Source organism: Roseateles sp. (genome assembly GCF_036404855.1).
Lineage (GTDB): Bacteria > Pseudomonadota > Gammaproteobacteria > Burkholderiales > Burkholderiaceae_C > Pelomonas.
Genome location: NZ_DASWYS010000208.1, coordinates 1 through 20,904, shown reverse-complemented (window position 1 = coordinate 20,904; position 20,904 = coordinate 1). Strand labels below are relative to the sequence as shown.

The 20,904-nt window shown below is 68.8% G+C and carries 20 protein-coding genes; 9 read left to right on the top strand and 11 right to left on the bottom strand.

Features of this window, described 5'->3' with window-relative positions; genetic code table 11:
- Nucleotides 1-143: 143 nt before the first annotated feature.
- The 3 genes from VGF12_RS13965 to VGF12_RS13955 form a co-directional block, all read right to left on the bottom strand.
- Nucleotides 144-1,823: a PhoH family protein gene (locus VGF12_RS13965; protein WP_331176643.1), complete on the bottom strand. Its 1,680-nt coding sequence runs from the start codon at nucleotides 1,821-1,823 to the stop codon at nucleotides 144-146.
- Nucleotides 1,824-1,989: 166 nt separating this feature from the next.
- Nucleotides 1,990-2,469: a peroxiredoxin gene (locus VGF12_RS13960; RefSeq protein WP_088483312.1), complete on the bottom strand. Its 480-nt coding sequence runs from the start codon at nucleotides 2,467-2,469 to the stop codon at nucleotides 1,990-1,992.
- Nucleotides 2,470-2,611: 142 nt separating this feature from the next.
- The gene (locus VGF12_RS13955) at nucleotides 2,612-2,986 is read right to left on the bottom strand and encodes an Mth938-like domain-containing protein (RefSeq protein WP_331176642.1); all 375 of its coding nucleotides are present in this window, start codon (nucleotides 2,984-2,986) and stop codon (nucleotides 2,612-2,614) included.
- A 121-nt stretch (nucleotides 2,987-3,107) separates the two neighbouring features.
- Here VGF12_RS13955 and VGF12_RS13950 point away from each other — a divergent pair, with 121 nt between their 5' ends.
- Genes VGF12_RS13950 through speD form a run of 6 tightly spaced genes read left to right on the top strand, consistent with a single transcriptional unit; the run spans nucleotide 3,108 to nucleotide 8,909 of the window.
- Nucleotides 3,108-4,334, top strand: coding sequence for a pyridoxal phosphate-dependent aminotransferase (locus tag VGF12_RS13950; RefSeq protein ID WP_331176641.1), 1,227 nt, complete (start codon nucleotides 3,108-3,110; stop codon nucleotides 4,332-4,334).
- A 23-nt stretch (nucleotides 4,335-4,357) separates the two neighbouring features.
- Entirely contained in the window at nucleotides 4,358-5,677 is a 1,320-nt protein-coding gene (locus tag VGF12_RS13945) for a homoserine dehydrogenase (RefSeq protein ID WP_331176640.1), read from the top strand.
- Between the two features lie 13 nt (nucleotides 5,678-5,690).
- Nucleotides 5,691-7,082, top strand: coding sequence for a threonine synthase (thrC, locus tag VGF12_RS13940; protein WP_331176639.1), 1,392 nt, complete (start codon nucleotides 5,691-5,693; stop codon nucleotides 7,080-7,082).
- Nucleotides 7,075-8,286 carry a gephyrin-like molybdotransferase Glp gene (gene glp, locus VGF12_RS13935; protein WP_331176638.1) on the top strand — a complete coding sequence of 404 codons (1,212 nt, stop codon included), beginning with the start codon at nucleotides 7,075-7,077 and terminating at the stop codon, nucleotides 8,284-8,286. Before thrC ends, glp begins: the two co-directional genes overlap by 8 nt.
- Complete coding sequence (gene moaD, locus VGF12_RS13930) at nucleotides 8,283-8,540, top strand: molybdopterin converting factor subunit 1 (protein ID WP_331176637.1); 258 nt, start codon at nucleotides 8,283-8,285, stop codon at nucleotides 8,538-8,540. The genes glp and moaD overlap by 4 nt, the downstream gene beginning before the upstream one ends.
- 3 nt (nucleotides 8,541-8,543) lie before the next feature.
- The gene (gene speD, locus VGF12_RS13925; protein ID WP_331176636.1) at nucleotides 8,544-8,909 is read left to right on the top strand and encodes an adenosylmethionine decarboxylase; all 366 of its coding nucleotides are present in this window, start codon (nucleotides 8,544-8,546) and stop codon (nucleotides 8,907-8,909) included.
- Here the strand turns inward: speD and VGF12_RS13920 are convergent.
- The 7 genes from VGF12_RS13920 to VGF12_RS13890 all read right to left on the bottom strand — a co-directional run bounded on the left by VGF12_RS13920 (nucleotide 8,899) and on the right by VGF12_RS13890 (nucleotide 16,303).
- Complete coding sequence (locus VGF12_RS13920) at nucleotides 8,899-10,479, bottom strand: flavin monoamine oxidase family protein (RefSeq protein WP_331176635.1); 1,581 nt, start codon at nucleotides 10,477-10,479, stop codon at nucleotides 8,899-8,901. The two genes, speD and VGF12_RS13920, sit on opposite strands and share 11 nt — an antisense overlap.
- A gap of 47 nt (nucleotides 10,480-10,526) precedes the next feature.
- On the bottom strand, nucleotides 10,527-10,742 hold the full coding sequence (locus VGF12_RS13915) for a hypothetical protein (protein ID WP_331176634.1): 216 nt from the start codon (nucleotides 10,740-10,742) through the stop codon (nucleotides 10,527-10,529).
- A gap of 68 nt (nucleotides 10,743-10,810) precedes the next feature.
- Entirely contained in the window at nucleotides 10,811-12,364 is a 1,554-nt protein-coding gene (locus VGF12_RS13910) for a polyamine aminopropyltransferase (RefSeq protein ID WP_331176633.1), read from the bottom strand.
- A complete protein-coding gene (locus VGF12_RS13905; RefSeq protein WP_331176632.1) occupies nucleotides 12,361-13,323 on the bottom strand; it encodes a hypothetical protein in 963 nt (320 codons plus the stop codon). Before VGF12_RS13905 ends, VGF12_RS13910 begins: the two co-directional genes overlap by 4 nt.
- A gap of 132 nt (nucleotides 13,324-13,455) precedes the next feature.
- Nucleotides 13,456-13,677, bottom strand: a complete 222-nt coding sequence (locus tag VGF12_RS13900; protein WP_331176631.1) for a DUF350 domain-containing protein — start codon at nucleotides 13,675-13,677, stop codon at nucleotides 13,456-13,458.
- Nucleotides 13,678-13,692: 15 nt separating this feature from the next.
- Nucleotides 13,693-15,279 (bottom strand): DUF4178 domain-containing protein, encoded by a 1,587-nt coding sequence (locus VGF12_RS13895; protein WP_331176630.1) that lies wholly within the window; start codon nucleotides 15,277-15,279, stop codon nucleotides 13,693-13,695.
- Nucleotides 15,272-16,303: an SPFH domain-containing protein gene (locus VGF12_RS13890; RefSeq protein ID WP_331176629.1), complete on the bottom strand. Its 1,032-nt coding sequence runs from the start codon at nucleotides 16,301-16,303 to the stop codon at nucleotides 15,272-15,274. Before VGF12_RS13890 ends, VGF12_RS13895 begins: the two co-directional genes overlap by 8 nt.
- A 110-nt stretch (nucleotides 16,304-16,413) precedes the next feature.
- Here VGF12_RS13890 and VGF12_RS13885 point away from each other — a divergent pair, with 110 nt between their 5' ends.
- From VGF12_RS13885 to clpB, 3 genes are read left to right on the top strand one after another with little or no spacing between them, the layout of a single operon-like run.
- Entirely contained in the window at nucleotides 16,414-16,887 is a 474-nt protein-coding gene (locus tag VGF12_RS13885; protein WP_331176628.1) for a molybdenum cofactor biosynthesis protein MoaE, read from the top strand.
- Nucleotides 16,884-17,249 carry a fluoride efflux transporter CrcB gene (crcB, locus tag VGF12_RS13880; protein WP_331176627.1) on the top strand — a complete coding sequence of 122 codons (366 nt, stop codon included), beginning with the start codon at nucleotides 16,884-16,886 and terminating at the stop codon, nucleotides 17,247-17,249. The genes VGF12_RS13885 and crcB overlap by 4 nt, the downstream gene beginning before the upstream one ends.
- 59 nt (nucleotides 17,250-17,308) lie before the next feature.
- The gene (clpB, locus tag VGF12_RS13875) at nucleotides 17,309-19,900 is read left to right on the top strand and encodes an ATP-dependent chaperone ClpB (protein WP_331176626.1); all 2,592 of its coding nucleotides are present in this window, start codon (nucleotides 17,309-17,311) and stop codon (nucleotides 19,898-19,900) included.
- Nucleotides 19,901-20,029: 129 nt separating this feature from the next.
- On the opposite strand, the gene VGF12_RS13870 is transcribed toward clpB, so the two are convergent.
- Nucleotides 20,030-20,904: GGDEF domain-containing protein (locus VGF12_RS13870; RefSeq protein WP_331176625.1), on the bottom strand; the 875-nt coding region annotated here is incomplete at its 5' end.

Sequence of the window (20,904 nt, the reverse complement as noted above, 5' to 3'; positions counted from 1 at the left end):
GGTCGCCGGTGCCGCTGGCTGGGTGGCGGCCAAGCCGGCGGAGATCGACTGCGAAGTGCGCTAGCCGACGCAGCCGGCGCCGCCATGAAAAAAACCCTGTGCACCGCGAGGCGCACAGGGTTTTTTGTTGGACCGGCGAAGTCTTACAGCACTTCGCTGGCGTGGTCCGCGAGACGCGAGCGTTCGCCGCGCGCCAGGGTCACGTGGCCGCTGTGCGACCAGCCCTTGAAGCGGTCGACCACATAGGTCAGGCCGCTCGAGCCTTCGGTCAGGTAAGGCGTGTCGATCTGGGCGATGTTGCCAAGGCACAGGATCTTGGTGCCGGGACCGGCGCGCGTGACCAGGGTCTTGATCTGCTTGGGCGTCAGGTTCTGGGCCTCGTCGATGATGACGAACTTGTTCAGGAACGTGCGCCCGCGCATGAAGTTCAGGCTCTTGATCTTGATCTTGCTGCGCACCAGGTCGTTGGTGGCAGCTCGGCCCCACTCGCCGGCGGTGGAGTCGCCCTTGGCCAGCACCTCGAGGTTGTCGTCCAGTGCGCCCATCCACGGGCCCATCTTTTCCTCCTCGGTGCCGGGCAGGAAGCCGATGTCCTCGCCCACGGGCACGGTGACGCGGGTCACGATGATCTCGCTGTAGCGGCGCTCGTCCAGCACCTGGGACAGGCCGGCCGCAAGCGCCATCAGCGTCTTGCCGGTGCCGGCGGTGCCGGTGAGTGTGACGAAGTCGCACTCGGGGTCCATCAGCAGGTTGAGCGCGAAGTTCTGCTCGCGGTTGCGCGCGGCCACGCCCCAGACGGAGTGCTTCTGGTGGCCGTAGTCCTTCAGCGTCTTGAGCACCGCCGTCTTGCCGGTGATCTCGGTGACCTTGGCGTACAGCGGCGTCGCACCCGGGGCTTCCAGGTAGACCAGCTCGTTGACCAGCAGCGTGGGCACCAGCGGCCCGCTGATGCGGTAGAAGGTGGTGCCGCCTTGCTGCCAGCTCTCCATGGTCTTGCCATGGCGCTCCCAGAAGTCCGAGGGCAGGGCCTGGACACCGGTGTAGAGCAGGTCGGAGTCTTCCAGCGTCTTGTCGTTGCGATAGTCCTCGGCGGGCAGGCCCAGCGCGCGGGCCTTGATGCGCATGTTGATGTCCTTGGACACCAGCACGACCTCGCGCCCCGGGTGCAGGCCCTTGAGCGCCTGGACGACGCCGAGGATCTGGTTGTCCGCCTTGCCCTGGGGCAGGCCCTGAGGCAGCGGGGTGTCGATCAGCCCGGTCTGGAAGAAGAGCTTGCCCTCGGCCTCGCGGTGGCCGGTGGCGGCCAGCGGCAGGCCCTTGGCCATTTCCTCGACGCTGCTGCTTTGCAGGCTGGCGGCGAGCTGGTCCAGCTCGCGGCTGACCTGGCGCACGTTGCGGGCGACCTCGGTCATGCCCTTCTTGTGCCCGTCCAGCTCTTCGAGCGTGATCATGGGCAGGAAGATGTCGTGCTCTTCGAAGCGGAACAGCGACATCGGATCGTGCATCAGCACGTTGGTGTCCAGCACGAAGAGCTTGGCCGCCTCGGCCGGCTTGCGCGTGCGCTTGGCCTTGGGCGCGGCGGACTTGGCCGGCGCCTTGGAGGCCGCCTTGGCGGGCAGGGACGGCCGGGCGGCGGCAGGGCTGGAGGCGGGGGTGGGGAGGCGCAGCACTTCGGCTGTCGGTGCCGCGACCGGGGCGGCCGGGGCGGACGCTGGCGCGACGACCGGCGGTGTCGCGCGAGCTTTGCTGGGGGTCAGAGTGGCCGAGTAAGCAGTGGCATCGAGGCGGCTGGCGCGTTGTGCAGGAGGCTTAGGCAGTGGCATGTACGGCGTATCGACGGGAAGTGAACCCCACGCGAACCTGGCGCCAGAAAGCAAAAAGCCGCACAGGATGAGTGCGGCTTTGCAGTCTGAGACAAGGTTTCGACCCGGGGCATGGGCTGATTATGCACATCCCACGGGGCTCTGCGATGTCAGTACACAACGCGTTTCAGGCGGCTTCCTTCTTCAGGCCCTTGACGGCCTTGAGCACCTCGTCGACGTGGCCGGCGACCTTGATGCCGCGCCATTCGCCGACCAGGATGCCGGTCGGGCTGATCAGGAAGGTCGAGCGCTCGATGCCCTTCACCTTCTTGCCGTACATGATCTTGTTCTTGACGACGCCGAACATGTGGCAGAGCTTCTCCTCCGTGTCGGCGATCAGCTCGAACGGCAGCTCCAGGGCCTGCTTGAACTTCTCGTGGGAGGCCATGTTGTCGCGCGAAACACCGAGCACCACCGCGCCGGCTTTCACGAAGTCCTTGTGGCGATCGCGGAATTGCATCGCCTCAGTGGTACAACCGGGCGTGTTGTCTTTCGGGTAGAAATACAGCACGACCGACTTGCCCAGGAAGGCATTGGCAGTGAACTTCACGCCGCCGGTGGCTTGAGCCTCAATTTCCGGCAGGGGTTTGTTGAGCGCAGGCGTCATTGGGGGGTGCGGCAAGTTGGGCTCACGGGGTCCCCGGTTCGTGATTGCTCTGTGAAGCCTTTCACGGAAGCAATCTACGCGGGCGCCCGCAAGCAATAGCCCGTGATTATAAAGCCTCGCTCCGGCATCCCGCCGGCCGAGGTCATCCCTCGATGAGCAAGGCCGCCAGAACGTTGCGGCCTTCGCTCGCCAGCACGTTGTAGGTGCGGCAGGCTGCCGCCAGGTCCATGACCTCGAAGCCGATGCGGGCTTCGACCAGCCCGCGCCACAGCGCCGGATTCGGAAAACGCAGCCGCGCGCCGCTGCCAAAGACGACCAGTTCGGGCTCCAGCGCCTTGATTGCTTCGAAATGCGCAGGCTGAAGTTCCTCGAAGCGCGAAGGCGGCCAGGCGACGACCTCGCCCTTCCAGGGCACGAGGACGCTGGCCGTGTGGGGCTGGCCATTGACCCAGACGCCCTGGGCGTCATGGCGGGAGATGCTGTTGCCGCCTTGCGGCTCGTCGAGCTGGAACTTCATCGGGAAACGGGCGAAAAGCGCGCCGCAGTGTCGCCGAGAACGGCGGGCCGCGTGCCCGGGCCTTGCTTAAACTCCGAGATCCCCTTCTTGCACTGCAGCAACCGCTGCGCCGGAGCGCCTTTTGAAGCCCATTGCCAAGTCCAGCAAGCTCGCCAGCGTCAGCTACGACATCCGCGGTCCCGTGCTGGACAAGGCACGCCAGATGGAGGAGGAGGGGCAGAAGATCATCAAGCTCAACATCGGCAACACGGCCGTGTTCGGCCTGACGCCGCCGGACGAGATCGTGCAGGACATGATCCGCAACCTCGGCGACGCTGGCGGCTACACCGACAGCAAGGGCCTGTTCGCGCCGCGCAAGGCGGTCGTGCACTACACGCAGGAGAAGGGCATCCGGGGCGTCACGGTGGACGACGTCTACCTGGGCAACGGGGCCTCCGAGCTGATCCAGATGGCCATCAATGCGCTGGTCAACGACGGCGACGAGATCCTCATCCCGAGCCCCGACTTCCCGCTCTACACGGCCGTCGTGGGCCTGTCGGGCGGCCGCCCGGTGCATTACCGCTGCGACGAGGGCTCCGGCTGGCTGCCTGACCTCGCCGACATCGAGGCCAAGATCACGCCGCGCACCCGCGGCATCATGGTCTGCAACCCCAACAACCCGACCGGCGCGCTGTACCCGACCGACCTGCTGCTCGGCATCATCGAGATCGCCCGCAAGCACCAGCTGGTGGTCTTCGCCGACGAGATCTACGACAAGACGCTGTACGACGACAACGTGCACACGAGCATGGCCTCGCTGGCTGACGACGTGCTCTTCGTGACGTTCAACGGCCTCTCGAAGAACTACCGCAGCTGCGGCTACCGCGCCGGCTGGATGATCCTCAGCGGCGAGAAGCGACATGCGCGCGACTACATCGAGGGCCTGAACATGCTGGCCTCGCTGCGCCTGTGCTCCAACACGCCGGGGCAGCTCGCCATCCAGACCGCGTTGGGCGGCTACCAGAGCATCCGTGATCTCGTCGCACCGACCGGGCGGCTCTGCCACCAGCGCGACCTGGCCTACGAACTGCTGACGCAGATCCCCGGCGTCAGCGTCGTCAAGCCCAAGGCCGCGCTCTATATGTTCCCGCGCCTGGACCCCAAGATGTACCCCATCGCCGACGACCAGCAGTTCGCCTACGAACTGCTGGCCGAGGAGAAGGTGCTCATCGTCCAGGGCACCGGCTTCAACTGGCCCGAGCATGACCATTTCCGCCTCGTCTTCCTGCCCAGCGTCGACGACCTGCGCGAGGCGGTCGGCCGCATCGAACGTTTCCTGGGTGGCTACCGCCGCCGCCATTCCTCCTGAGTCCCTGTCCTGAGAGCCCCGCGATGAAAGCGATCCAAGTCGGCCTGATCGGCCTCGGCACCGTCGGTGCCGGCACCTTCCACGTCTTGCAGCGCAACCAGGCCGAGATTCGCGGCCGCGCCGGCCGGGGCATCGAGATCGCGATGGTGGCGGCCCGCAACGCCGAGCGCGCCAAGGCCTACCAGGCCGTCGTGGGCGACGGCGTGCCCTGCGTCGCGGACGCGCAGACGCTGGTGAACAACCCTGCCATCGACATCGTCGTCGAGCTGATCGGCGGCATCGAGCCGGCACGCACGCTGGTGCTGCAGGCCATCGCCAACGGCAAGCACGTCATCACGGCCAACAAGGCCCTGCTGGCAGTGCATGGCACCGAGATCTTCGAAGCCGCCCGCGAGAAGGGCGTCGTCGTCGCCTTCGAGGCGGCAGTGGCCGGCGGCATTCCCATCATCAAGGCGCTGCGTGAGGGCCTGACGGCCAACCGCATCGAGTGGATCGCCGGCATCATCAACGGCACGACCAACTTCATCCTGTCGGAGATGCGCGGCAAGGGCCTGGACTTCGCCACCGTGCTGAAGGAGGCCCAGCGCCTGGGCTATGCCGAAAGCGACCCGACCTTCGACATCGAGGGCGTGGACGCGGCCCACAAGCTGACGCTGATGAGCGCCATCGCCTTCGGCGTGCCGGTCCAGTTCGACAAGGCCCATGTGGAGGGCATCTCCAGCCTGCAGGCCACCGACATCAAGTACGCCGAACAGCTCGGCTACCGCATCAAGCTGCTGGGCATCACGCGGCGCCGCGAGAACGGCATCGAGCTGCGCGTGCACCCCACGCTGATCCCGGCCAGCCGCCTGATCGCCAACGTCGAGGGTGCGATGAACGCCGTCGTCGTTCAGGCCGACGCCGTCGGCACGACGCTGTACTACGGCAAGGGTGCCGGCGCCGAGCCGACCGCCTCGGCCGTGGTCGCCGACCTTGTCGACGTGACCCGCCTGGCCACGGCCGACCCCGACCACCGCGTGCCCCATCTGGCCTTCCAGCCCGACGCCATCAGCGACACGCCCATCCTCGAGATGGCCGAGGTGCACACGGCCTTCTACCTTCGCCTGATCGTGGCCGACCAGCCGGGCGTGCTGTCGCGCATCACCACCATCCTGGCCGAGCACGACATTTCCATCGACGCCGTGCTGCAGCGCGAGTCCGCCGAGGGTGAGCGCCAGACCGACCTCATCATCCTGACCCATGACACCGTCGAGGGTCGCATGAACGAGGCCCTGGCCAAGATGCAAGGCCTGCCCACAGTCCTCGCGCCCATCGTCCGCATCCGCAAGGAAGAACTCGCCTGAGCTTGAGCCCGACATGAAGTACATCAGCACCCGCGGCGACCAGGCCGAGCGCGGCTTCTCCGACATCCTGCTCGAGGGCCTCGCGCCGGACGGCGGTCTCTACCTGCCCAAGGCCTACCCCAAGGTCGACGCGGCCACGCTGGCGCGCTGGCGCGGCCTGGCCTATGCCGACCTGGCCTTCGAGATCCTGTCGCTCTACATCGACGACATCCCGGCCGACGACCTGCGGGCGATCACCCGCAAGGTCTACACGGCCGAGGTCTTCGGCACCGAGGCCATCACGCCGCTGACGTGGCTGGGTGAGCACATCGCGCTGCAAGGCCTGTCCAACGGCCCCACGCTGGCCTTCAAGGACATGGCCATGCAGCTGCTCGGCGCCCTCTTCGAGTACGAGCTGGGTCGTCGCGGCGAGACGCTGAACATCCTGGGTGCCACGTCGGGCGACACCGGCAGCGCGGCCGAGTACGCGATGCGCGGCAAGAAGGGCGTCAACGTCTTCATGCTCAGCCCCAACGGCCGAATGAGCCCCTTCCAGCAGGCGCAGATGTTCAGCCTGCAGGACGCCAACATTCACAACATCGCCATCGACGGCGTGTTCGACGACTGCCAGGACATCGTCAAGGCCGTGTCCAACGACCTGGCCTTCAAGCGCGAGCACCGCATCGGGACCGTCAACTCCATCAACTGGGCGCGGCTCCTGGCCCAGGTCGTCTACTACTTCGCGGGCTATTTCCAGGCCACGAAGTCGAACGAGGAGAAGGTCAGCTTCACGGTGCCGTCGGGCAACTTCGGCAATGTCTGCGCCGGCCACGTCGCACGCATGATGGGCCTGCCCATCGCCAGGCTTGTCGTCGCCACCAACGAGAACGACGTGCTGGACGAGTTCTTCCGCACCGGGGCCTACCGTCCGCGCGGCACGGCGGACACGCACGAGACCTCCAGCCCTTCGATGGACATCTCCAAGGCCAGCAACTTCGAGCGCTTCGTGTTCGACCTGCTGGGCCGTGACGGTGCCCGCGTTAAGCAGCATTTCACGTCGCCGGCGTTCGAGCTGACGGCCGACGAGCATGTGGACATTGCCGGTTTCGGCTTCGTCTCCGGCCGCAGCACGCATGCCGACCGCGTCGCCACCATCCGCCGCTGCCATGCCGAACATGGTGTCGTCATCGACCCGCACACGGCCGACGGCCTCAAGGTCGCGCTGGAGAAGTGCGATCCCGCCGTGACCATGCTGGTGCTGGAGACGGCGCTGCCGGCCAAGTTTGCCGCCACCATCCACGAGGCCCTGGGCCAGGAGCCGCCTCGGCCCGCGGGGCTGGAAGGCATCGAGGCCTTGCCCAAGCGCGTGAAGGTCATGCCGGCCGATGTGGGCCAGGTGAAGGCCTACATTCACGCTCATGTCTGAAGCACCGAAGAAACCCGCCCTGACCCCCCTGGACGACGCGCTGGCCACGCTGCTGGCACAGGCCCAGTCTCTCGAGGAGCGTGAAACGCTGCCCGCCACGGCCGCCCTCGGCCGGGTTCTGGCGGCGGACCTGATCTCGCCCGTGGACGTGCCGCCGGCCGACAACTCGGCCATGGACGGCTATGCCCTGCGCGCCGCGGACGCGGGGGCGACCCTGCCCGTGACCCAGCGCATCCCGGCTGGCAGCGTGCCGCACCCGCTCGCTGCGGGCGAGGCCGCGCGCATCTTCACCGGCGCCCAGGTGCCGCCGGGCGCCGACACCGTCGTCATGCAGGAGCACACCGAGCTGCTGGACGGCGGCGTGCGCGTGACCCAGCCCGTGACGCAGGGACAGCATGTCCGCCTGCGCGGCGAGGACGTGAAGGCCGGGACCGTCGTGCTGCCGGCCGGCACACGGCTGGATGCGGTGGCGCTGGGCCTCGCGGCCACGGCCGGGGCGGCCCAACTGACCGCCACGCGCCGACCGCGCGTGGCCCTGTTCTCGACCGGCGACGAGCTCGTCATGCCGGGCGAGCCCCTGCCGCCCGGCGCGATCTACAACTCCAACCGCTTCACGCTGCGTGCGCTGCTGGAGGGCCTGGGCTGCGAGGTGGTCGACCTGGGCATCGTGCCGGACAAGCTGGACGCCACCCGCGCGGCGCTGCGCGAGGCGGCCTCCCGGGCGGATGTCATCCTGACGTCCGGCGGCGTCTCGGTCGGCGAGGAAGACCACCTTCGCCCCGCCGTGCAGGCCGAGGGGCACCTGGATCTGTGGGCCATCGCCATCAAGCCCGGCAAGCCCTTCGCCTATGGCCGCGTCGGCGGCGCCCACTTCATCGGCCTGCCGGGCAACCCGGTGTCCAGCCTCGTGACCTTCGTGGTGCTGGTGCGGCCCTTCCTGCTGAAGCTGCAGGGCGCGTCGCGCCTGGCGCCGCGCGGCTACCGCATCGCCGCCGGCTTCGATTGGCCGCGGCCCGACAAGCGCCGCGAGTTCCTGCGCGTGAGCCTGGATGAGGAGAACGGCCTGGCCCTGTTCGGGAACCAGAGCAGCGGCGTGCTGACCTCGGCGTTCTGGGCCGACGGCCTGCTGGACAACCCTGCAGGTCATGCCTTTTCCAAGGGCGAACCGGTGCGCTTCATCCCCTTCTCGGAGCTGCTGGCATGACGATCACCGTTCAGCTGCGTTTCTTCGCCTCGCTGCGCGAGAGGCTGGGCGCGGGCGAGGCCCTGGCCTTGCCGGCAGGCAGCACGGTGGGGGCGGCGCGCGAGGCGCTGCAGGCCCGCGGGGGCGTGCATGCCGAGGCCTTGGCCCGCGGCCGCGCCGTGCGTGCGGCGCTGAACCAGAAGATGGCGCCTGAATCCGCCGAGCTGGCGGACGGCGACGAGCTGGCCTTCTTCCCTCCCGTCACGGGTGGGTGAGCCTTGAAGGGCCTGCACCTGACCGCCGACCTGCGCGGCGTCGACCCCGCGCGGGCCGTCATGACGGATGCGGAGGTCCTGGGCAGCGCGTGCCGCGATGCCGTGGCCGCCGCGGGTCTGCAGGGGGTGGCCGAGCTGATGCACCGCTTCGGCCCGGCGGACGGGCAGGGCGGCATCACCGGCGTCGTGCTGCTGGCCGAGTCCCACCTGGCCGTGCACACCTGGCCCGAACTGGGCGCGGTCACGCTGGACGTCTACGTCTGCAACTACGGCGGCGACAACAGCGCCAAGGCCGAGCGGCTGATGGCGGCCGTGGTCGATCTCTTCGAGCCGGCCGAGGCCAGCCGGCAGCGCTGGTTCAGAGGCTGAGCCGCGCCGCGGCCGTGACACCGGCCGTGTAGGCCTCCTCGAACACCGAGTAGCCGGCCAGGTCGGCATGGGCGAAGACGATGCGGCCGCGAGCTTCGCTCAAGGCTGTCAGCGCCGCCGAGCTGCGCAGGCCCGGGGTCGGGATGCTCATGGCGTGGCCGAAGCGGCACAGGTCCGCGCGCACCAGCTTGGCGGGCAGGTCGGGATGGGTCTGCGCCAATTCGTCGCTGACGACGCCCGCCCAGTGCTGCCAGGGCTGGTTCAGCAGCTCGGCGCGCCGGGCCGTGGGCAGGGCCAGATAGGCCGTCAGCAGGGGCGGGCGCGGCGTCGGGTCCAGCGACTGGTGGCGGGCGTCGACGTAGCCCAGCGCCCGGGTGCCGTAGCGCACGTTGTCCCAGGCCGGGGGCGCGCCGGGACGCGTGAGCAGCGGCTCGCTCAGCAGCAGGTTGGCCGTCAGCCAGGGGGCATGGCTGAGCTGCGCCGTGGCCCGGCGCAAGGCCTCGGGCGGCGCCGCCAGCAGGCGGGCGGCGATGAAGAGCGGCGTGGCCAGCACGACGGCACGCGCCTGCCAGCGCTCGGGGGCGTCCGCGGCCTCATTCCAGGCCAGCAGATCGATGCCATGCCGGCCTTCGGCCACGCGCAGCACGCTGCGGCCGAGGTGGATGCGCTCGCGCAGCGGCTCGGCCATGCGGGCGCTCAGCCAGCCGTTGCCTTCGGGCCAGGTCAGCACCGGCTCCCGCTCGGCGGTCTCGTCACCTGGCGCATGGAAACCGTGACGGCTGGCGAAGTAGTGCAGGCCGGCCCAGGCCGAGACGCCGGCCGCGTCGGCGCCGAAGTCGTCGCGGCAGCAGTAGTCGAGATACCAGCGCAGGCGGACGCTGTGCAGGCCCGCCCGGTCCAGCCAGGTGGAGAAGGGTTGCGCATCCAGCGCGGCGTGGGCTGCCGTCCAGCGCGCGCGGCGCGTCGGCATCGCGAAGCCGGCCTCGCGCTGGGCCTGTGCGACGAGGTCGGCAAAGCGCCGGTACTGCTCGCGCGTCGCGGCGTCGTCGGCAGGCGGCAGCAGGCCTTCATGCCATTCGCCGTCGATGAAGAGTCGCTCCTGCGGGCTGTGGCAGAGCTGTCGCTCGTCCCACTCGGTGCGCCCAAGGCGGGAGCGAGCCAGGCCCAGCTCGTGCAGCAGCTCGCTGACCTCGCGGGCCTCTTCGCCGGGCAGCGGCAGGTAGTGGGCGCCCAGCGGGCAGGGCGAGCCTGCCAGCTGATGGCCGCGGCTGTTGCCACCGGCTTGGTCCTCGAGGTCCAGCAGGGCGATGTCGTCGATGCCGCGCTGCGCCAGCGCCCGTGCACAGCCCAGGCCGGCGATGCCGGCGCCGACGATGAGGACCCCGGCTTTCCTCAAGGGACCGTCGGCCGCCGGAAGCGGCCCGCGCAGCCGGTGGCCGCGCTCCGGGTGCGTGCCGACCCACCCGCCTTGCAGGACGGGCGTATCGGGCGCGCAACCGCCGGCCAGCAGGCTCAGCAGCAGGGTGCGGCGCCGCAGGCCGGCAGGGGAGTCATCGTGATCGGGACGCAAGGGCGCGAGCCTAGCAGCGAAAGCCGCCGGCACCGCGCCAGTTGCCTTCAGCCGCAGGGCGCGCGCCATTCGCGCAGCTCGGCGGCCAGCACGGGGTGCTGGCCGGCCTCGGCGCGGCTGATGAGCTCGTCGACGTTGGATTCGGTAACCAGTTCATGGCCCACGCCCTGGAGCAGGGCCTGATAGACGCTGTCAATGTCGGCGGCGTCCGTGTCGGCGGGCGTCGTGGGCACCACCGTGGCGCGGGTGGAGGAAGTTGGCATGGGGAACTCCGGCGCCGGCGTGGCATGCCGGCGAACCACAATCCCGGCAAACGAGGTTCCCGCGGCGCTCAGTGCACCTTGCCCCACTCGGCCTCGAACTCCTGCACCAGCACCTGGTTGGACAACCGGTTCACCTCGGTCGGCACGCGGGCCATGTCAGGCGGGAAGTCGAGCAGGGCCCGCAGGCTGTCGGGGCTGATGAAGCGCAGCCCCGGAGGGAATTGCGTGGGGAGCCTGAAGGGACGCCGCGACGCGAGCACGAAGCCCCATTCTCCAAAGGACGGCACATGGGCGTGGTAGGGCGTCGCGGTCAGCCCGGTGGCCTCGATGGTGGTGACGACCGTCCAGAAGCTGCGCCGCGCGATCAGCGGCGACGTCGTTTGAACGACGGCGTAGCCGGACGCGGCCAGGTGCTGGTCCACCAGCTCGTAGAAGCTGGCCGTGTAGAGCTTGCCGAGCGCGAAGTTGGACGGGTCGGGGAAGTCGACAACGATGACGTCGAACGTCTCGTGCTGTCGCTCCAGCCAGCCGAAGGCGTCCGTATTGACGATGCGCAGCTTGGGGTTGGACAGGGCGTGGCCGTTCAGCGCCGCGAGCCGCGCGTTGTCGCGGAACAGGGTGGTCATCAGCGGGTCCAGCTCCACCAGCGTGACCTGCTCGACGCTGGCGTACTTCAGCACCTCGCGCACGGCCATGCCGTCCCCGCCACCCAGTACCAGCACCCGCTTCGGCGCGCCGTGCGCGGCCATCGCGGGCTGCACCAGGGCCTCGTGGTAACGGTACTCGTCTTTGGAGTGGAACTGCAGGTTGCCGTTGAGGAACAGCCGGGTTCCGGCGTGGCCATCGGTGACCACGATGCGCTGGTAGGCACTGCTCTGCTTGAAGACGATCTGCTCGCCGTAGAAGCGGTCCTCGGCCCAGGTCGTCAGCCGGTCGGCGCCGGCCAGGGCCGCCAGCAGCAGTCCCGCCGACAGCACGCAGGCGGCGGTGTGGGCGGACTTGGCGCGCAGGTCGGCGCGGAAGATCCACAGCGCCCAGATCGCGACGGCAACGTTCAGCAGTCCGAAGGTGACGCCGGTACGCACCAGGCCCAGCTGCGGCACCAGCACCAGGGGGAAGGCCAGCGCGACGAGCAGGGCGCCGAGGTAGTCGAAGGTCAGCACCTGGGAGACCAGGTCCTTGAGGCCGTAGCGGGCGCTGAAGTGGCGCTTCAGGATGCGCATGACCAGCGGGATCTCCAGCCCGACCAGCGTGCCGACGAGCAGCACGAGGGCGTACAGCAGCACGCGAAACGGTGCCGCCTCCCCGGGCGGCAGCAGGCTGTGCACGGTGAACAGTGCCGCGGGCATCAGGCCGCCGATGACGCCGACCACCAGCTCCACCTGCAGGAAGACGCCCACGATCTGCCGCTCGACAAAGCGCGACAGCCAGGACCCCAGCCCCATCGCGAACAGGTATACGCCGATGACGGTGGAGAACTGCAGCACCGAGTCGCCGAGCAGGTAGCTCGCGAGTGCGCCCGCGGCCAGCTCGTAGACCAGGCCGCAGGCGGCGATGACGAAGACGCTGGCGAGCAGCAGCAGCTCGGCCAGCGTGGCGCGGGTGCGGGCCGGCTCGCTCACGGCTGGGCCGGGGCGAGCAGCACCGAGAAGGCCAGGCGTGTGCCGTCGGGACTGGCGGCGATGTTGCGGATGGCCCCGCCGAGGCCCGTCAGTTCGGCAAAGGGCTTGAAGCCGCTGCCCGGGCTGCCATCCCAGCGAAGCAGCCACTGGCCGCGCGCCATCAGCAGCGAGCCGTCGGGCAGCCAGGCGAAGTACTGGCTGCGGTGGGGATCCTTCTCGCCTTCGGAGCCCAGCGGTGTCTCCACCAGCACCTGGGGCGTGGCGTCGTCTTCGCCCATCGCGCAGATGCGCCAGTGCGCGGGGTCGGTCTGGTCGACGAAGCTGGCGCGTCTGCCGTCGGGCGTGCGCCCCAGCGAGCGGCCGGGCTGGGTCGTCAGCGGCGTGGTCTTGCCGGTGGCGCTGTTGAACAGCACGGCCCGGTGGGCGTTGCGATTTGCCACGTCGTCGACGATGAACAGGGCCAGTCGCTGCGCGTCGATCCAGGCGTGATAGCCGACCCGCATGACGGGCACCGCCGGAGCGATGGCCTGGCCGTCCCAGCTGAAGCGCCACAGTGAGGGCTGCTTGCTCTCGATACCGTAGTTCGGGTCGGCGTCAACGACGCGGATGGCCGAGAAGCCGCTGCCGTCGGGCAGCGGCGTGGGCGAGTAGAGGCTGTGCGGCGTGTTCGTCACCGCCGTCGTCTGGCCGCTGGCGATGTCGTGGCGGTAGATGTTGCTGGAGCCGCTGCGGTCGGAGGCATAGAGCACCGCCGCGCTGTCGCGCGTGAAGGCGGGCTGAAAGTTGGCGCCCCGGGTGTGCGTGATGCGGGCGACCTGGCTGACCCGGCCGGCGGCGATGTCCAGCCGCGCCAGCACGATGGCGACGTCGGGCCTGGCCTCGGCCGCCAGGGTCGGCGCCGCGGTGGCGCAGAGCAGGGCTTGCAGGACGAGACGTCGGGTGGGGGCCGGCAGGAGCATGGCGTGCGGACGAAGTGGGCTGGCGGGCAGTCTAGAAGCACAACGGCTGGGCCGGGCCCCGCGAAGGGCGGCGCCCCCGCGCTTGCCCCAGACGCCCGAGGCAGGGCCGGCCGGCTCGCGCTCCAGGCGGCCTCAGCCGTGGATGGCCGCCGCGACGATGTGGCCGATGGACAGGCACATCGCGCCGACGACGATGGCCAGCGCCACGTTCTTGTGCTCGACGATCTCCTCCCACAGCTTGTAGGGGGTGATCTTGTCCACGATGATGAACGACACCCAGAAGATGATGACGCCGATGACGGCATACATCATCGAGCCGAGGACGATTTCGGGCCTGAGCCAGTCGAGGGTCATGGTGATCGCTCCTTCTTACTTGTGGCCGCCGCCACCACTGCTGTAGCCGCCGTAGCTGCCGCCGCTGTTGCCGATGTAGGTGCCGCTGCCGCGTGCGTTGGCGCGGCATTGGCGGTATTCGTTGCTGTTCTCGCCGAAGCTGGTCTTGTACCTCTCGCAGTCGTCGCTGGAGCACGCACGCAGCAGCGCGAACAGCAGCACGATGAGAAAGAGGCCGATGACGATGTTGCGCAGCAGCGTGCCGCCACTGTTCTTGAAGGCCGAGGCGTCGCGGCCGAACAGCCCGGGCGGCGCTACCAGATTGAAGGCCTTCTGCACCGCCTCGGCCGGCACCGGGCGGCCACCGCTCCAGGTGATCTCGGGACCTTGTTGCTCGCGGCTCAGCAGGTACTGGCCGTCGCGGGTGACGTAGTCGGCGATGCGCACGCGGTCTTCCAGCCGCACGGGCCAGTAGAACTCGCCCAGCACGCGTGTCGTCTTGGCCTGGTAGACCCAGCGCTGCGCGTAGGCGCGGTCCTGCCAGGTCACGCCGGTGTCCCGGCCGGGCGTGGGGGCGCCGGTCAGCGTGCGCACCAGGCTCCAGCCCTCGCTCGTGTCGACGAGGAAGGCGAAGCCCGCCAGGCGGTTGTAGAGCAGGTACTCGCGCCAGAAGCTCTGCTCGTCGTCGCCGTCCTCGGGAAGGTCGCAGCGTTCCTGGTAGCCGACCACCTGCCAGGTCTCGGGTTTGTCGCCGCCCACGGCCAGGGTGCCCGTGCGGCCGAGCGGGATCAGCGGCGGCAGGCCGCGGTCCTGCGCGGTGAATCCCAGAGCCTTGGCCTCACCTTCCGGCAGGTCGACGACGGCATTGCACTGGGCGCAGACCATGCTCTTGGTCTGCGCCAGCTTGGGCTCCAGCGGTGCGCCACAACTGGGGCAGGCGAGGGCCCGACCCTTGAACGTCGCTTCGGCGATGGACTCGCCCTCGGCCGTCGTGCGCAGGCCCTGCAGGGCCAGGTCGGCGAGCTGCACACCACGGCCGACCGACCAGACCGGGGGGCCCTCCTCGCCGAACTCCAGCGTGCCGACCTCGTCCTGGGAATTGCGCAGCTCGACGACGCGGCCAGGGCGCGGCACGCGCGGCAGCTCGCCCTCGGCGGCGCGCACGGCAGCCTGGACGACGGCGGCCACCTGCCAGCGCTGGCCAGCCAGCGTCAGTGGCAGGCCCGGCTGCGGGTCCGGCGGCGGCGCCTCGGCGAGCGGGGCCTCCAGGCTGAGGACGAACTGGCCGTTGTCCTCGCTGAGCCAGCCCACGCGCACCTGTTCGCCGGCATCGAAGAGCAGATGCCACTCGTTCCAGTTGCCCAGCTCGGAGCCGCGCTGCACGCGGCCGACGACGGCAAAACCGCTGCCCATCCAGCGCCCAGTGGCGCCCAGCTGCAGCGGGGAGTAGTCCTCGAAGATCTCGGCGCTCTGGCCGATGCGGCTCAGCGTCTCGCCGTCACGCAGCAGCGTGCTGCGGCAAAAGCCGCAGACGGCACTGCTGGACGCGGCGCTGGCGAACTCGACCGGCGCGCCGCAGTTGGGGCACGAAGCGCGCCAGCGGCGCTGGGCTTGTTCAGCCAAGCTTCTTCAGGAGGTCCGCTTTTTTGGCGGCGAATTCCTCGTCGGTCAGGATGCCCTTGGCCTTGAGGTCACCGAGCTTCTCCAGCAGGGCCACGATGTCGTCGGGCTTGCTGGCCGCCGGTGCGGGGGCTGCGGTGCCGACGCCGGCCAGGCCCTGGCCCAGCGTCTGGGCCAGCGTCTGGCCCAGGGCGACGCCGGCCCCCAGGCCGATGGCCTCGCCCGCGATGCCGCTGCCGCCGCCCGCGGCGCCCTTGGCCATCTCGGGCAGGGCCTGGGCGGCCTGGTACTGCATGAACTGGCCCATGTTCTGGCCGATGATGCCCATGCCGATGCGCTGGTCGAGGATCTTCTGCAGTTCCTCGGGCAAGGAGACGTTCTGCATCGTCACCGACAGCAACTCGAGACCCAGGGCGGCGAACGACGGCGCGGTGGCGTTCTTCAGCGCCGCGGCGAACTCGATCTGGTTGGCGGCCAGGTCCAGGAAGGGGGTGCCGCTGCCGGCGACGGCGTCGCTGATGTGCTGCAGCATCAGGCCGCGCAACTGGCCTTCCAGGTCCTGCACCGTGTAGCGTTCACGGGTGCCGGAGATCTGGCTGTGGAAGGTCTTGGGATCCTGGATGCGGTAGGCGTAGTTGCCGAAGGCGCGCAGGCGCACGGCGCCGAAGTCCTTGTCGCGGATGGAGATCGGCTGGCTGGTACCCCAGCGCTGGTCGATCTGCTGGCGAGTGCTGAAGAAGTAGACGTCGCTCTTGAAGGGCGACTCGAAGAGCTTGTCCCAGTTCTTCAGGTAGGTGAGCACCGGCAGCGTCTGCGTCGTCAGCTTGTGGGTGCCGGGGCCGAAGACGTCGGCCACCTGGCCTTCGTTGACGAAGACTGCGACCTGGGATTCGCGCACCACCAACTGGCCACCGTTCTGGATTTCCATGCCAGCCATCGGAAAGCGGTAGGACAGTGTGCCGTCGCTGTCTTCCGTCCACTGGATGACGTCTATGAACTGTTTCTTGATGAAATCCATCAGGGCCATGTCAATTCCTGGCTGGGTGAGAGAAATGATGGCAAGTATCGGATGCCTCGGACTCACTTCGACGCTCAAACAGGTGAATCTCACCGCCACCCAAGGTGAGAATCCGTGACATGAGCAGAGTTTGCATCCAGCCGGGGGACTTCGACCTTGGCGCAGAAACGGCCGCCCTGCGGGCCGCGGATGGCGGCGTGGGTGCCGTCGTCGCCTTCGTCGGCACCGTGCGCGAGCACGGCAGCGGCGCCGCCGTGTCTGCGATGGAGCTGGAACACTACCCAGGCATGACCGAGGCCGCCATCGAGGCCATGGTGGACGAGGCCTTTGCCCGCTTCGACATCCGTGCTGCGCGCGTCATTCACCGCGTGGGTCTGCTGCAGGCACGCGACCAGATCGTGCTGGTGCTGGTCACCAGCACCCACCGGGGGCAGGCCTTCCAGGCCTGCGAATTTCTGATGGACTATCTGAAGACCCAGGCGCCGTTCTGGAAGAAGGAGCACACGCCGGACGGCGCGCACTGGGTGGATGCCCGGGTGGCTGACGACGAGGCGCTGGCGCGCTGGGGCATCGCGGGAGGGAACGCCACTTGAACGGCCTGGCCGTGGCGGTGGGCGCCGCGCTGGGCGCGCTGGCGCGTTGGCAGGTCGGCGTCATGTTCAACACGCGCTGGGTGGGCTTCCCGCTCGGCACGCTGCTCGTCAACCTGGTGGGCGGGCTGCTGATCGGCATGGCGATGGAGTGGTTCGGTCGTCAGCCCAACGAGTTGCTGAAGCTGCTGCTGGTGACCGGTTTCCTCGGCGGCCTGACGACTTTTTCGGCTTTTTCCGGTGAGTCGCTGGCACTGTTGAGGCATGGCGAACTGGGCATGGCGCTGGCCCACACGCTGGCGCATGTGGCGGGATCGCTGCTGGCCGCCTGGGTCGGCATGAAACTGGTGCAAGCGTTGATCTAGGACAACTTGAAAAGCGCCATCCGGCGCCCACTTGGCTTCGCAACCGGAGGAATCACCCCATGCGTGCCGACAAGTTCACCACCCGCTTCCAGGAGGCCCTGGGCGAGGCCCAGAGCCTTGCCCTGGTCCGCGACAACCCCTACATCGAGCCCGTCCATGTGCTGGCCGCCATGCTGGCCCAGGACGAAGGGCCGCGGGCGCTGCTGGAGCGCGCTGGCGTCAAGACGAAGTCCCTGCAGACCGCGCTGGACGGCCTGATGGCCGGCCTGCCGCAGGTCAGCGGCGCGGGTCAGACCGTGCAGGCCGGGCGCGACCTCGTCGCGCTGCTGCAGGCCGCCGAGAAGGAGGCCACCAAGCGCGGCGACCAGTTCATCGCCAGTGAGATGTTCCTGTTGGCGCTGGCCGATGCCAAGACCGATCTGGCGGGCGTGGTGCGGGGCCACGGCCTGACGCGCAAGGCGCTGGAGGCCGCCATCGAGGCGGTCCGCGGCGGCCAGAGCGTGGACTCGGCCGAAGCCGAAGGTCAGCGCGAGGCGCTGAAGAAGTACACGCTGGACCTGACCGAACGCGCCCGCCTGGGCAAGCTGGACCCGGTCATCGGTCGCGACGAGGAAATCCGCCGCGCCATCCAGGTGCTGCAGCGTCGCAGCAAGAACAACCCGGTGCTGATCGGCGAGCCGGGCGTGGGCAAGACGGCCATCGTCGAGGGCTTGGCGCAGCGCATCGTCAACGGCGAGGTGCCGGACTCCCTGCGCAACAAGCGCGTGCTGGTGCTGGACATGGCGCTGCTGCTGGCGGGCGCCAAGTATCGGGGCGACTTCGAGGAGCGCCTCAAGGGGGTGCTGAAGGAAGTGGCCCAGGACGAGGGCCAGACCATCCTCTTCATCGATGAGATCCACACCATGGTGGGCGCCGGCAAGGCCGAGGGCGCCATCGACGCCGGCAACATGCTCAAGCCCGCGCTGGCGCGCGGCGAGCTGCACTGCATCGGCGCAACCACGCTGGACGAGTACCGCAAGTACGTCGAGAAGGATGCGGCGCTGGAGCGGCGTTTCCAGAAGGTGCTGGTGGACGAGCCCAGCGTGGAGGCCACCATCGCCATCCTGCGCGGCCTGCAGGAGAAGTACGAGGTCCACCATGGCGTGGAGATCACCGACCCGGCCATCGTCGCAGCGGCAGAGCTGAGCCACCGCTACATCACGGACCGCTTCCTGCCCGACAAGGCCATCGACCTCATCGACGAGGCGGCTGCCAAGATCAAGATCGAGATCGACTCCAAGCCGGAGGCGATGGATCGGCTCGACCGCCGCATGATCCAGCTGAAGATCGAGCGCGAAGCCGTGCGCAAGGAGAAGGACGAGGGCTCGCAAAAGCGCTTCGCGTTGATCGAGGAAGAACTGCAGAAGCTGCAGCGCGAGTACGAGGACCTCGAGGAGATCTGGACCGCCGAGAAGGCGCAGGCCCAGGGCTCGGCGCATGTGAAGGAAGAAATCGACCGCATCCGCCAGCAGATCGAGGAGCTCAAGCGCAAGGGTGACTTCAACAAGGTCGCCGAATTGCAGTACGGCCGCCTGCCCGAGCTGGAGAAGCAGCTCAAGGAGGCCCAGGCCAAGGAGGCCGGCAAGGCAGGCTCCAACAAGCCGCAGCTGCTGCGCACGTTGGTCGGCGCCGAGGAGATCGCCGAGGTCGTGGCGCGTGCCACCGGCATTCCGGTGTCCAAGTTGATGCAGGGCGAGCGCGAGAAGCTGCTGCAGATGGAAGCCAAGCTGCACGAGCGCGTCATCGGTCAGGACGAAGCCATCCAGGCCGTGTCCGACGCTATCCGCCGTTCGCGCGCCGGCCTGAGCGACCCGAACCGGCCGCTGGGCAGCTTCCTGTTCCTGGGCCCCACGGGTGTCGGCAAGACCGAGCTATGCAAGGCGCTTGCAGGCTTCCTGTTCGACAGCGAAGACCACATGGTGCGCATCGACATGAGCGAGTTCATGGAGAAGCACTCGGTCTCGCGCCTGATCGGCGCGCCGCCGGGCTACGTGGGCTACGAGGAGGGCGGCACGCTCACGGAAGCCGTGCGGCGCAAGCCCTATTCGGTGCTGCTGCTGGACGAGGTCGAGAAGGCGCACCCGGACGTGTTCAACGTGCTGCTGCAGGTGCTGGACGATGGTCGCCTGACCGACGGCCAGGGCCGCACCGTGGACTTCAAGAACACCGTCATCGTGATGACGTCCAACCTCGGCTCCCAGCACATCATGGCGCTGTCCGGCGAGAAGGACGAGGTCATCCGTGACGCGGTGTGGGGTGAGGTCAAGAGCCACTTCCGGCCCGAGTTCCTGAACCGCATCGACGAGACCGTCATCTTCCATGCCCTCGGCGCCGGGCACATCAAGTCAATCGCCAGGATCCAGCTGCGCCAGCTTGAGGCACGCCTGGACAAGCTGGAGATGAAGTTGGACGTGTCCGAGGCGGCGCTGGACGAGCTGGCCAAGGTCGGCTTCGACCCGGTCTTCGGCGCACGGCCGCTGAAGCGGGCCATCCAGCAGCGCGTGGAGAACCCGCTGTCCAAGCTCATCCTGGAGGGCCGGTTCGGTCCCAAGGACGTGATTCCGGTGAACGTCGAGGGCGGCGAGTTCTCGTTCGGGCGCGTGGTGCACTGACGGGCCGGGCGGGCGCGGGGGCCCGCGCCGCGGTCAGCGAGGCGGCAGGTGCTTGGCCAGGAAGGCCTCGACCCGCCGCGCGTCTTCGGTCGGGCGAGTCGTCCGCCAAGTCGTGCTCGCCGGCCCCACTCAGACGGTGGTTGGTGAGTCGCTCTGCAGCGTGTGGTCGGTTTCGACGCGGTTGCGGCCTGCTTCCTTGGCGCGATAGAGCGCAGCGTCGGCGCGCTTGAGGGCATCCGCCGCCGAGCCGCCAGGCGGCGCCAGCGCCACGCCGAAGCTGGCCGTCACGGTCAGGCGAACGCCGCCGGCGAGGTGGATGGCGCTCTGCTGCACGCGCTCGCGCAGCTTCTCTGCCAGGCGCGTCGCGTCACGGATGCGGGTGCCCTGGCAGGCGATCAGGAACTCCTCGCCGCCCCAGCGGCCGAAGACGTCGGTGCCGCGCAGGTTGGCCGCCACGACGGCGGCAACGCGCTTGAGCACTTCGTCGCCGCAGTCATGGCCGTGGCGGTCGTTGACGTGCTTGAAGTGGTCGATGTCCAACAGCAAGAGGGTCATGCCGCGTGCCGCTTCCTCGTGGTCGTCCAGCGACTGCTCCAGGCCACGGCGGTTAAGCACGCCGGTCAGTTCGTCGATGGTGGCCAGACGGCGAAGTTGCTCCTGCTCGATGCGCAACTGGCGGGTGCGCACCGTCAGCGCGTCGATCTCGCGCTGTTGGCGGTTGTTGCTCTGGCGCAGTTGGCCCCAGCTGCGCAGCACGATGAGGCTGGCGCCCAGCAGCCAGCCGCACAGGATGCCGAGGTAGACGCGGTCGCGGCTGATCCACTGGCCCTTCAGCACGAGGCGGCGCAACTGCATCTCGTGCGTCTGTCCCGGCTGGAGGAAAGGCACGTCGATGGAGACGGCGTTGGCGTTCTCCAGGCTCGGCCGGTTGTACTCCCGCGCCAGGTCGTACTGCTGCATCCACCATTCGGGCACGGTCAGCTCGTTCAGCTCCACCGTCACCG